This window comes from Fodinibius sp. (genome assembly GCF_034521915.1).
Taxonomy (GTDB): Bacteria; Bacteroidota; Rhodothermia; order Balneolales; family Balneolaceae; genus Fodinibius.
In genome coordinates this window covers 35,356-48,093 of sequence record NZ_JAXHLU010000013.1, presented here as the reverse complement: position 1 = coordinate 48,093, position 12,738 = coordinate 35,356, and the positions used below count along the sequence as shown (strand labels likewise).

The window sequence follows — 12,738 nt, the reverse complement described above, 5'->3', positions numbered from 1 at the left end:
TTGCTATAAAGAATATAAATCTGATTTACATGAACTAGCAACTTTTCAAATTAAATAGTTGATTAGTAATCCAGTCCCGGCTGGGTAATTTGGTAATTCTTTTCTTGCTTCGATTTTTGCACCATTTCTTCCACATCCTGCAACAATTTTTTGGCATCATAAACGATGCCGTCTTTGATGGTATATTCAACGCCGCCAATCCGAACCGGTTCGTTATCACTATTCACGTGTACAGCACCAGTGCCGTAAAGTGTTTTTAGATTTTTTAAGGGATTGGCATCTACCAGCATCATATCGGCTAGTTTACCCACTTCAATAGTACCGAGTTGATCATCCATTTTAAGTACTTCGGCTGCTTTAAGCGATGCGGACTGAAAAATTTCGAGCGGATGAAAACCGGCTTCCCGCAGCATCTCCATCTCCTGAATATATCCAAATCCATAGAGCTTGTAGATATATCCGGCATCGGAACCAAGCGTAACACGACCGCCACGATTTTTAAACTCATTGACGAATTTAAACCAGAGATCGAAGTTTTCTTTCCAGTCAATTTCTTGTTCGGTTCCCCAGTTAATCCAGTAGGAGCCATGTGAAATTCTACTGGGCTTGTAAAATTCCCAAAGGGAGGGAAGGGTATATTTTTCGTGCCACTCGGCGCGGCGCTGAGCACTTAAGTCGCGGCTGGCTTCATAAATAGTAAAAGTGGGATTAAGCGTTACATCCAGCTCCAGCATCTCATTCATCACGCTGTTCCACTTGTCGCTGTACGGTTCAGCGGCTTGTTTCCACAGCTTCCCGGCTTCCTCAAAACGGTGTTGCTCGTTATTGTAATTATAATCGGCCGGGTAGTCTTGGATCTGCTGATCGGTAAATAAGGCTTCGGGAATACCATACCAATGGGTGATACTTGTAAGTCCCAGCCGTGCAGATTCAAGCGCATTATTATACACTACGCGCGTTTGTGCATGATGGGTCATTGTGCCAAGGCCTAACTTATTCGCCTCTTCAATTGCAGCTTTATAAATGGGACGAGGGGCTCCAAAAAATTTGATGCCATCGGCGCCTTTATCAGCAATCATTTGTACCCACTTGCGAGCCTCTTTGGGAGATGTTATTTCACCATCATGCCCCATCCCAAAACCAATGTAGGAAAAGATGCGCGGCGCAGTAATTTCATTTTGGCTACTTCGCTCTTTTTGCCGGAGCGTCCAGTCCATCCCGTTAAAAGAGCCGGGTTCGCGAACGGTGGTAATACCGTGTGCCATCCATAGTTTATAAACGTACTCGGCGGGTGTTCCCTGGGCTTCTCCGCCGGTATGGGCATGCATATCAATAAAGCCGGGCAGCAGGTACATACCCTCGGCTTCAATAACTTTTGTGTCTTCATTGGCCTGTGGGCGGCGATCTTCATCAATGGGCACGCCGGGATATCCCACCGACTGTACCGAGGTAATGCGGTTACCTTTAACTACCACATCTACCGGACCGCGGGGCGGAGAACCGGTTCCGTCAACCAATGTTACGCCCCGTATTATCATATGATCATAAGGTCCTTCGCCCATAGTTCGATCAGGAGCTTCCTGGACTTGGGCCAAGGTGTCATTAATGCCAATTGTTAAAGTTAAAAGAGCGGTTAGCAGGATCAGGTAATTCTTCATAGCTCCGGTTTCATTGATTTAGATTTGATGGAATGTAATAATCAGATGTAGGGGATGACAGTAAAAGATTTTAAAAAAGATTCTGACAATGCTTTATCGTTTAGATTATATTCATTTTTTGTCACCAAAAAACGAACCAAAAAAGTGTCCGGCTGAGAATGCTGAAAACGCTACACCCATCGGGTGGAATAATTTTGATGGTTCTTTAACTATAGAGGTGATTTTGTGGTTACGTACCGATACAAATTATTCCTTTCCCTCTCTGGGTTCCGCACACCATTCGTTATGCCGGATTGATTAAAACCGTGAAGTTAAGAAATGATGGCAACACCAAGGAGTTAGATTCCCATGGAACTTTTACGAGCCTTTTGGGAACTCGGCTCACAATTCTCATGCCGAAAGGCGGAAATGGTGTTCAATGAATTTCAACTGTGATTCTTACATCTTAGTGCCGGAAAATGGATCCCTCAATTGCTTGTACAAAATCACAGAAGAATAGTTGTGTTTCTCAAAGTCACAAAAGCAGTGCTCCTTCAAGCTGTAGTAGAAATTGTTTTCGTTCGATCCCGCCACTGTAGCCGGTAAGCTTATTATCGGCTCCTATAACTCGGTGGCAGGGGATAATAATTGGAATAGGATTTAGTCCATTGGCGCCAGCGACAGCCCGAGCTTTTTGGGTATCTCCAAGGCGCGATGCCAGCTCACTGTAGGTTATTGTCTGTCCATACGGAATTTGTTGCAGCTGTTTCCAGACCTTTTGCTGGAAATTGGTTCCTTTCAAAACAAGTGGGATATCAAACGTTTTTCTTTTCCCCTCAAAATATTCATTTAGTTGGTCGATGGTTTTTGTGAGTACCGGCTGTTCGTGCTGGTCTGGTGATTCAATCGGGTTATCATCGCAATAATTGACGGCTGTGAGCCCCTTTTCATCGGCTTTGATTTGAAGAGGACCCAGAGGAGATTGAGTGTATGTCGTGTAATCTTTCGACAATGATATGGAGTTTCTTTTAATGTTAGTTTGAAGGCAGTGAAAGATTACCGGAGCGCAGGAAATCAAATGTAGTTTGGCCGAGCAGTTCATGTCGGGCATTGAGATCAAAATCTCCCTTTATTTGATATTTAAAGGCTTCGTCTCCGGTTAATAAACGATATGCCGACATCCCTATTTTAGAAATATTTAGCGATATCGGGATGTTGAGCGTGGTTACGCCTTTTTGCTTAATAGTCGCCCCTTCAAGGGCGGTGCCGTTGGCCCACTGGTCCCCGTTGATCATTAAATCATAATTGAGAGAATGAACGTCGATCACAAAGCTGTTGGGATTATCAAACCGTAGCTGCAGGTTAATATCTGCACTGCTCAAACTAATTCCAGTAACATTAAAGTCTTCGAGGCTTATTCTGGGTGTTTTTAACAGCGGAATGCGTCCTTCTTTACTAACTGGAACTTTTGTTTGACCAAGCACGGGCAAGTCAAAGGTAAGATTACTTAAAAAGTTATAAGAGGCCTCTTCGGAATTCCGCAGACTCTGCACGCTTCGATAGATATCTGCAAAATTAAGGCGCATCGGTACTTGGAATGTACTTTCTCCGGATGCCTCGATAGCAAGTTGTTTTTTCTGGTCGCCGCTTACCAGTGTATTTTCATTGATATCAAGATTATAGTCATAGGCCAGCATTTGCACCGACAGTGCATTCGGATTATTGACCTTTATATCATAAGTAAGCTCTATCTCTTCAAAATTAAAATCACTGACTCGGACATTTTCTACTGAAAGCTGTGGCTTTTGGATAGAGTTGGATAAATCTTCAAGGGCAGCACATCCATCCAGTAATAAAAGAGTGCATGTCAATAGAATTACGGATACAAATTTTGGGTAGGTCATAAACAGGCCGGTCTAAGTTAGTTGATAAACTGTTGAATTAGTGATATTACAGGCTGAATGATTTGTTCCGGGCCTCTGAGGGCACAATTCCTAAACTAAGATTTTTTTGTAACAAAAGGGGTTTGCCATACTCTTGAAAACAGAACGCACTATTATTGTCTCTCTAGACCCCATCTAGTTAGCCAACTAGATACTCTAGTCACTCCTAAATGCTGAAACCTAAAGCACGGGGCCTCAGGACGGATACTCCTGAGGCCTTTTTTATTTGGGGCCATAAATCACTTCTATACGATAAAAAATTTCTCTTTCCCTAACAATTTCATAAAGCCGTTATTTTATATAATAACTGGTGGCTTGAGTGATTTACCCTTTTATTGCCACACTTGCTACTAATAAAAGGCAAAACGCAGCCAATGCAGATATCCAAAATGTCCCACTGAGTCCGATAGCGCCGTACACCAATCCCAAAAGGAAAGGTCCCACCGCCTGACCGCTTCTAATAATCGTCCAGTTTACCGATAAAAATGCCGCTCGGTATTCCTTGGGAGCCTGATGGGTAAGAAGGTTTAAAATGCTGGGGATGTTGATGCCCTGAGCAAATCCAAACACAATGATGGGAAGAGCAAACAGCCAAATATTTTCAATAAAAGGGATGCTTAAAAATACGCCGAGATAGAGAATGGCTGCTGTAATAATAAGCGTTGACTCGGGAAACCGCTTGGTTAAGTTGCCGAGCTGAGAAGAAGCAAAAGCGGTTATTAAAGATGAACCGGAGAGCATGATACCGATAATGAGGGATGACTTTTCAAATTGTTCATCCAGTAAAATTGGGAAAAAGGTCAGGTAGCCACCGTACAGCATAATAAAAGTGAGAAAGTTTGCAGCAAAAAGCCCGATTACTTTTTTGGATTTCAGTGCCTGTAGTACATCACCCAGGTATGATTTTATATGTTTGTGATTATCGGGTTCGGGGTTATCCAGTTTGGCCAGCACAAATAAGCCAACCGGAATAGCCAGCAGCGTAAGAAAGAAGGGATAAAACCATCCAAATAGCGCCAAGCCACCACCGATGGCCGGATATGCCGCTGTGCCCACACTTAGTACGCTGCCGTTGTAACCCATGGCCGTTGCCCGTCGATTTCCTTCGTAGAGATCACCTATAAGCGTTACGTTGAGGGCACCGAGCGAAGCTCCACCAATGCCTTGTAAAAAACGTAGGATGAGCAGCCACGTAAAATCGGTGGCAAAAGCACAAGCTGTTCCGGCAATTCCAAAAAGAAACAATGAGGGAACTAAAATGGCTTTACGCCCGACACGATCAGCAAAGACACCAAGTAAAGGGGTCAAAAACATCCCGGGTACGGTAAATGCTGTGATAAGCAGCCCAATGCGTTCGTTTGAGACATCCAGCACGTTGGCCATTTTGGGCAGGGCGGGAGCGATGCTGGAAACGCCCATCACCGCGGAGAGGGTGATCCCGAAAATGACGTAAAGATTTAAATCTTTGAGGAGAGATTGTTGCTTTGTATTAGTAATAGTAGACTTGTTTTTCTTTTTGTAGTGCAAGCTTAATAAAGAAGAAGAAAGTCAAAAAAGTTCCACTTTTTATCCGGGAAAAAGTGGAGGATTGATTCTCCCAGCTAAATCATGATGCATTAAAATACTTGTCAGTGAGTTGTAACCACCGATATTTTAGATAAACTCCATTATTTTGAAACAAAAATAATGGGACTTCCGAAGAAAGGGTAAGTTTACTGCCGGTTGTTGGTAGCAATTATGGTTAACGTATTAGTGCATGGCATGTAAATAAAATGAGCAGATTTAGCGTTCCGATAAATGCTATGTTGGTTAACGTATTAGTGCATGGCATGTAAATAAAATGAGCAGATTTAGCGTTCCGATAACGTATTAGTGCATGGCATGTAAATAAAACGAGGATATTTTAGCGTTCCGATAAAGAAAGATTGGATTTTCAGCGGTACGTTTTCTGCGAGTACAGTTAGCGGGAGCTCCGAAAGCCTGCAGTTAACCCAGCAAAGCAGCCTTCGATATTACAATCGCCCGGATGCTGATTACTTGTCGGTTGATCCCAACAAAACGAACCTGCAGGGGTATGCAGGCGGGCTGGCATTTGGTCGATTTGCCGGAGAGCATTGGTTGGCTTCGGTCTCTTATTCGGTTACAAGTCCTGGTTATGAGGTTAATGACAGTGGATTCGGTCAGCGAACCGATTACCAAGGAGCAGCGTATTTTCTGCGTTACCAAGAAACAGAGCCCAACGGAATCTTCCGATCTTATAATGTCGCGGCTGTAAAATATCATTTGTGGAACTTCGGCGGCGATCAGATTGAAAACGGATATAACCTGTTGGGAGGGGCGCAGTTTAAGAATTTGTGGTCGCTACAATTTAATAGTGGTGTTGATCTTGAATCATATAACGACCGCATGCTCAGGGGAGGTCCGTTGACGAAAGATTTAGAAGTAACTTACTTGTCGTATTTCAGTAAAAACTGATGACAGAGCTATAGCAAAGATACCGATAATGGATGAAGATTGGTTTTACCGGAGTTACCACGATTTTCTTTCACGTCCAAGAGATTCTCATGGTCAGCAGGTTAACAGGTGATGATAAAATAAGATTTAGAAGTAACTTACTTGTCGTATTTCAGTAAAAACTGATGATAAACCATAACAAAATATACTATTATGAGATTGTTTTACGGGTTACTAATTATTCTTTTCTTCACATTCAGTAGTATTTCTTATGGTCAGCAGGTTAACAGGGATGATGTTAAAAGTATTGATGGTATCATTAATGCTTTGTACGATGTGATTTCCGGTCCGGCCGGTCAGCGCAACTGGGAAAGATTTTCTTCGTTGTATAAAGAAGAGGCAACGATGGGAGCAATAAGTAAGGCTGAGGATGGCACATTGCGATATATTTCCATGACGCCCGATGAGTACAGGGATCGCAATGATGAGTATTTTAAAAAGAATGGGTTTTGGGAAGAGGAGATAGCTCGCGAGGTATTCCAGTTCGGGGAAATTGCTACGGTGCAGACATCCTTTAAAATTAAGTCGGCCGAGGATGGAAAAGTGAGCCGCCGCGGAGTAAATACGGTGCAATTGGTGTATGATCAAGACCGCTGGTGGATTACAAATATTACCTGGAACAGCGAGCGGGATGATAATAAAATCCCAGAGCAGCTGTTAAAAGATACGATGTAGCAATTTAATTATGGTAGGAATTATGAAGGAGTATACTGATTGAATAATTGATAAACTGTTTTGATGTTAAATTGTTAGATTAAATTGTTATATTAAATGATGCCTGAAAGTATTTACATATTTTAGGTAGGGAGCATTTAGGTTAAGGCAGTAAAAAAATAAAGTTCATCCGTAGTGGTATGGGATTTACGGCTATCAGTAAGTTTGAAGTGCGGAATAATATGGAAGATGAAGTGCGGGAGGCATTTAGGAATCGTCCCGAACTGGTTGAAGATGCCGATGGCTTTGTGGGTCTTAATGTAATTTCACCGAAGGATAACCCCGCAGAGTTTTGGCTGATAACACATTGGGAAGATGAGGAGTCCTTTCATCATTGGCATGATAATCATCGTAGCGAATCTCATCAGAATATTCCCAAAGGATTAAAACTGGTAAAACGGAGCTTTACGCTCAGCTATTTTGATCATATAACATCGTAAATAGAGGCACATTATGCCGAAATCAGACCACAAGGTGGTACAACAATTAGAGGCCCACAAGGAGGAGTTGGCCGAGCTTGTTACGGCGATGCAATTTGAACGTCACCCGAAACTGGATAAGGATTATGGGGAAGAGGGGAGAAAGAAATGTTATGAGGATACTATTTATCACCTCGATTACTTAGAGCAGGCCGTTCGTGTTGACAGTAAGAAACTGTTTAATAACTATTTGGGCTGGGCGCGAACAATGTTGCAAGAACGGAATATCCCCAAAAGTGATCTGTTTGATAATATCGTAATCTTACGAGAAGCAATAACAAAGACATTGCCGGATACTGAGGCTTCTTTATTAGTCGAATATGTTAATGACGGGCTCTCCTCGTTGCAGGATATTGATACGGAAGAAATTACTTTTTTGCATAAGGATGATCCATTGTTTGATGAAGCACGGGAATATCTGGATTTGTTACTGTCGGGAAATCGTAAAGAGGCGGCCCAGCTGATTAAAACGCTGGTGGATGATGGAACGTCGATAAAAGATATCTACGAGCATATTTTTCAAAAGACGCAGTATGAGGTGGGGGCACTTTGGCAGACGAATCAAATCACCGTGGCTCATGAGCATTACTGTACCGCTGCCACACAGCTGATTATGTCGCAGTTATATCCACAAATATTTGCCATGGAGAAGAGTGATAAACGATTGGTTGCTTGTTCGGTAGCTAACGAACTCCACGAAATTGGCATCCGCATGGTGACTGACTTTTTTGAGATGGAAGGTTGGGAAACCCATTATTTAGGAGCTAATATGCCGGATACCCATTTAATGCAATCGATTAAAGAAAATGATCCTGATGTATTGGCGATTTCAGTGACGTTACCCTTACATATTAGTAAAGCTAAAAATCTGATTGAAAAACTGCGGAATGATAGCGAACTCGAGAATCTAAAAATAATGGTTGGAGGATATCCCTTTAAAGTTGTACCCGATTTGTGGAAGAGAATTGGGGCTGATGCGTCAGCAGGATCGGCATCCGATGCCATTGAAACTGCAAATAAATTGATTAAAAATTGAGTAAACAGAACCAGACGCTTCCAAACGGAATTGCTGTCATTGTAAATGATGACGGGATTCTTCAAAAGATAATTCACGATTCTTATGGGCTTTTTTCACTCCAGGGAGAAGAAACAATTTCTTTTGTGGATTGCCTGGAGAGCGACAGCATTCCCAAAGCCTATCAGTTCATTAAGCGCATCAATACCAACGATGTAGCTTATAACTGGGAACTGCATGTTACAGATGGTGATGAAATGAGCCTGTTTAGTTTTTCAGGTATTAGATTTGATGATGAAAACTTGTTAATAGGTACTGCCAATTCGGATGATACCGAACAGTTTTTGAATGGATTGATGGAAATGAATAATGAGTCTATTAATAAGCTGCGTTCCTTTATGAAAGAACAGCAGCAACCTACCGGATCAAAAAATGATGAGTGGGCAATGTATGATCAGATGAGCGGACTCAATAATGAGCTGGCTAATATGCAGCGCAAGCTTACGAAAAAGACGGCCAAACTGGAACGGATCAATGAACTCAAAAATCAAATGCTGGGAATGGCAGCTCATGATCTGCGAAATCCCCTAACGCTAATCCAAAATTATTCCAACTTTTTGATTGAAGATCATGAAGAACAGGACATCTTTACCGATGATCAGTTTCAGCTGGTAAAAGAGATGAAACAATCCAGTGAATATATGGTGCAAATTATTGAGAATATGCTGGATATTTCTGCTATCGAATCGGGAAGTATAAATTTGGATAAAAAGGATGAAGATATTGGTAAGTTGATTGAGCGGATAGTGTCACTGAATAGACCAACTGCTAATAAAAAAGATATCTCTCTGGTTACAAAGGTGCCCGATATCCCCATAACTAAAGAGATCGATGCCCATAAGTTTCAACAAGTGTTGGATAATTTGGTCTCCAACGCTATTAAATATTCACAGTCTCAAACAGAAGTAGAAGTAGGTATTAGCGAGAAGGCGGGAAGTGCCATTACCATTTATATCGAGGATGAAGGACAGGGTATTCCCGAAGATGAACTTGAAGATTTGTTTGTACCCTTCGCTAAAATAAGCAGTGAACCCACAGCCGGAGAAAAAAGTACAGGATTGGGATTGGCGATTGCCAAAAAAATCGTAGAAGCCCATGGTGGCGATATACAGGTCGAAAGTGAAGTTGGAGTAGGATCAACCTTTTTTGTCAATATCCCATGAAAGTGGTTCCAAATAAAAAAGTCCGCTGCTTAATACAGCGGACTTCTGTAAAACGAGTGTAATTTAAAATTAGTTTTGCGGTGGTTGCTGTTGCATTTGTCCACCCATTTTCTCTTTTATCTGTTGTTGAATTTGCATCTGCAGCGCTGAATCCTGCTGGGCAGCACGACTGATATCCTGGAAACGCTGCATTTTCATGCCCGCATCTTCAATAGCTTTTGTTACGCTATCCCGAATTTCAGATTGCAATTCTTGAATAGCAGAGGTAGCGGCATCAAACATTTTCATTTGGCTGTCACTGAACTGCGTGGAATCACCCTGACCCATCTGCTTAGATTGCGCAATCTTTTGATAAGTTTGGACATCAAGCCCTTCATCCTGTATGATTCCCATCATTTGTTTTTGAGCCTGCATCTGTACTTGCTGTGCACTCATGGCAGCATCGGCGAAGGTGGCAGCTTCCTCATCAGAAACTTCAACATCAGGTACTTGCTGTTGCTGCATTTGCCCCATAGGGCCTTGCTGTTGAGTCTGTTGCTGCGGTGATTGCTGTGGAGTTTCTTGGGGTGAATCATCATTTTGGCACCCGATAAGTACGACTGCCAATAGAAGCGTTGAAAGGTATTTGAGAGTATTAGTCATTGATTAGATAATAAAATTATGTTTTGTTCTTCCGTCATTTTGCGAACGGGGTTAAACTAACTTTATTCCCTTGTAATTATCAATCTTTATTCCAGATTCTTTAAATACATTTACAAGACGGTAAACGGTACCTTAATTCGGAAGGTTATATTTCTGCCGGGACTTAATGCATATCCTTTGTAGGTATCCAGGAAATCTCGATAAGCTTTATTAAGTAAATTATTACCGGATAGTTGTAGTGCAATGGGGCGATCCCAGAGGGATACCTCAGCACCTAAAGTAGCATTTATCAAGGTATAAGCGTCTGTGGAGGCCACTCCAAAGTCACTAAATTGGGGCGCATTGCCAAACTGCCAAAAGGGTTCATAGCGTCCGGCTGCTTCTTTTGCCGATGTATATTGTATGCCCATGCTAAAAAAGACGTTTTCAAATTTACCGAATGATGATCCCATCACTTTTACCTTGCCACTTAGTTTTGTGGGAGGTAAGAGCGGCAGATCGTCAACTTCCGAAATATCTTCATCCACATTTTGGCCGTTGACTGTTTCAAAAGTGCCTGACAATTGCAGCCAGGGCAGAACTTGTGCAGTAAGATCAGCATTGGCTCCCACTAATCGTGCGTCGCCCTGCACAAATTCTAAAATTGGCGGGCCGTCATTATTTGGTCCGGCAAATTCTCCGGTATTAACTAAAAACATGTAATTATTAATGGCATTTCGATAGACGGTAGCTTTGGCCTGCACGTTTTCGGAACGCCACCGAATGGATAAATCTGTATTTAGTGATCGTTCGGAATCAAGATATGGATTCCCAACCTGGTAGGCCGCAATACCGCCGTGAACACCATCCACATGTAGATTAAAAAGACTCGGCGCGCGAAATCCGCGTCCAATATTTGTTGCAATGGCAAGCTCTTCGGTAAATTGATAGGTAGCGCCCAGCGATCCGCTAAATTCCACGTACGATTGGTTGAGCACGTCATCTGTTTCACCGGCATTGGCATCGGGTAAATTTAGATCGGGATTTTGTTCAGCTTCTTGAGAGCGTGCGTCAACGCGTGCCCCGAATGAGAAGGTGAGATCGTTGATTTCCGCCTGCTCAAAAACGAAGGCTGCCATATTCTGGATAGAGGCCGAAGGTACTAGGGGTTCTATTCCGCGGGTATCCTGTTCCTGGTATTTATATTCAACGCCAACTGTACCTGCGAATGGACCTACTGCCGGATGTTTGAGATCAGTTTTCATCGTATAGCTGTTTAGCAGGATATCCAGGTGTGCAAAACCTTCGTCCGGCAGTTCACTCCGCGGCTCCGCATTGGGTCCGCCCGGGTTGGATTGCCGCAGGTTCTGGCTATAGGTAAACTGGGGATTTAACGTGTAATCATTTCCGAGATCCAAGTCTCCCTCAATCTGCAGGGAGTTATTCTCCAGATTTTGCCCCAGTCCTTTGCCGTTGGGTAGCAGAAAATTGTGATTGTTTTGCCAGCGGGTATATTCTCCGGTGATTTGGCCGATTCCCGTTTTGTAACCGATCCCGAAGCTGCCATTCAGTTGGTCATAGTCCGTATGATCTAATTCCCCGGAAAACTTGGGAGCTGAGGTATTATTGCTCTCTTGGAAGGTAGGCACATCGGGTGCTTTCATATTGCCGGCAGAACGGCGAATGACGGTGCCGGTAAAGCCCCATCGTCCCGCAGCGCCATTGAGGTGCAATCCACCTACAAGCTCATTGTTATTGGATGAAAACTCACCCAGGGTTTGACCCTGTAAAAAGGGGTTAGAATCGATGGCATCAGGTAGTGAATTGGAGATCACATTTACAGCCCCTCCGAGCGCATCTGATCCGTATTGTACGCTTGCAGCTCCGCGCACCACTTCGATACGTTCTGAAGTAAACGGATCTACATTGGGACCGTGGCGCACACCGTATTGTTGGTAATCCATGGCCGCTCCATCATCGAGTACACGCACACGGCTGCCGCTGAGGCCGCGTATGACCGGTTTACCGGTTTGGCTTCCCGTTGAGATGGTGGATATCCCGGCCAGTTCATCCAGCGATGCTCCCAGCGAAGTTTGCTGACGAGAAAACTTGGTGTCACCAGTTAATACATCAACGTCTGCAGGTGTTGTAAGGGGATCCGATTCGTAGGGCGTTCCGGTTACGGTGATGGTCTCCGATTGCAATGTCTGTTTTTGAAGGGTGACATTAAGAGTGGTGGTTTCACCGGCACGGAGAATTACTTTCCGGGTTTGGGAAGTGTATCCTACAAATGAAAAGGTAAGGGAATAGGTGCCGGAGGGGAGGTTTTCTATACGGTATTTCCCGTCCGTTTTCGTTGATGTTCCTTCTCCCAGTTTAGCAAATGCGACATTAACGCCGGGTAGAGGCGCGCCACTGGCATCGGTAACCGTGCCCGTGATATTGGAGGTATTATTGGATTGATTTTGGGCATGCAGAGATGATGTAAATAATCCTGTTGTTAATAAAGAAGCTAAAAATATTAGGGTGATCGTTTTAAATAGATGCAGCATAACAAATTATTTGATTTCAAATAAGTCTGTGAATGAATTG

Annotated in this window: 11 protein-coding genes; 5 read left to right on the top strand and 6 right to left on the bottom strand. The window is 43.2% G+C overall.

The features are described from left to right. Positions 1 to 62: 62 nt before the first annotated feature. The 4 genes from U5J89_RS08480 to U5J89_RS08465 form a co-directional block, all read right to left on the bottom strand. The gene (locus tag U5J89_RS08480) at positions 63 to 1,658 is read right to left on the bottom strand and encodes an amidohydrolase family protein (protein WP_322575183.1); all 1,596 of its coding nucleotides are present in this window, start codon (positions 1,656 to 1,658) and stop codon (positions 63 to 65) included. Between the two features lie 514 nt (positions 1,659 to 2,172). Further along, complete coding sequence (locus tag U5J89_RS08475; protein ID WP_322575182.1) at positions 2,173 to 2,649, bottom strand: methylated-DNA--[protein]-cysteine S-methyltransferase; 477 nt, start codon at positions 2,647 to 2,649, stop codon at positions 2,173 to 2,175. A gap of 22 nt (positions 2,650 to 2,671) precedes the next feature. After that, on the bottom strand, positions 2,672 to 3,541 hold the full coding sequence (locus tag U5J89_RS08470) for an LEA type 2 family protein (protein ID WP_322575181.1): 870 nt from the start codon (positions 3,539 to 3,541) through the stop codon (positions 2,672 to 2,674). Positions 3,542 to 3,904: 363 nt separating this feature from the next. Next, positions 3,905 to 5,107 carry an MFS transporter gene (locus U5J89_RS08465; protein ID WP_322575180.1) on the bottom strand — a complete coding sequence of 401 codons (1,203 nt, stop codon included), beginning with the start codon at positions 5,105 to 5,107 and terminating at the stop codon, positions 3,905 to 3,907. Between the two features lie 360 nt (positions 5,108 to 5,467). Here U5J89_RS08465 and U5J89_RS08460 point away from each other — a divergent pair, with 360 nt between their 5' ends. The 5 genes from U5J89_RS08460 (at position 5,468) to U5J89_RS08440 (ending at position 9,525) form a co-directional block, all read left to right on the top strand. After that, positions 5,468 to 6,055 carry a DUF5916 domain-containing protein gene (locus tag U5J89_RS08460; protein ID WP_322575335.1) on the top strand — a complete coding sequence of 196 codons (588 nt, stop codon included), beginning with the start codon at positions 5,468 to 5,470 and terminating at the stop codon, positions 6,053 to 6,055. A gap of 192 nt (positions 6,056 to 6,247) precedes the next feature. Continuing rightward, positions 6,248 to 6,769, top strand: coding sequence for a hypothetical protein (locus U5J89_RS08455; protein ID WP_322575179.1), 522 nt, complete (start codon positions 6,248 to 6,250; stop codon positions 6,767 to 6,769). 179 nt (positions 6,770 to 6,948) lie between these two features. Continuing rightward, positions 6,949 to 7,248 (top strand): antibiotic biosynthesis monooxygenase, encoded by a 300-nt coding sequence (locus tag U5J89_RS08450; RefSeq protein WP_322575178.1) that lies wholly within the window; start codon positions 6,949 to 6,951, stop codon positions 7,246 to 7,248. 13 nt (positions 7,249 to 7,261) lie between these two features. Further along, the gene (locus U5J89_RS08445; RefSeq protein ID WP_322575177.1) at positions 7,262 to 8,323 is read left to right on the top strand and encodes a cobalamin B12-binding domain-containing protein; all 1,062 of its coding nucleotides are present in this window, start codon (positions 7,262 to 7,264) and stop codon (positions 8,321 to 8,323) included. After that, positions 8,320 to 9,525 (top strand): HAMP domain-containing sensor histidine kinase, encoded by a 1,206-nt coding sequence (locus U5J89_RS08440; protein ID WP_322575176.1) that lies wholly within the window; start codon positions 8,320 to 8,322, stop codon positions 9,523 to 9,525. The genes U5J89_RS08445 and U5J89_RS08440 overlap by 4 nt, the downstream gene beginning before the upstream one ends. A 69-nt stretch (positions 9,526 to 9,594) precedes the next feature. Here the strand turns inward: U5J89_RS08440 and U5J89_RS08435 are convergent, their stop codons facing one another. After that, positions 9,595 to 10,167, bottom strand: a complete 573-nt coding sequence (locus U5J89_RS08435; protein WP_322575175.1) for a DUF4168 domain-containing protein — start codon at positions 10,165 to 10,167, stop codon at positions 9,595 to 9,597. A gap of 110 nt (positions 10,168 to 10,277) precedes the next feature. Further along, positions 10,278 to 12,698 carry a TonB-dependent receptor gene (locus tag U5J89_RS08430; RefSeq protein WP_322575174.1) on the bottom strand — a complete coding sequence of 807 codons (2,421 nt, stop codon included), beginning with the start codon at positions 12,696 to 12,698 and terminating at the stop codon, positions 10,278 to 10,280. Positions 12,699 to 12,738 lie beyond the last annotated feature (40 nt).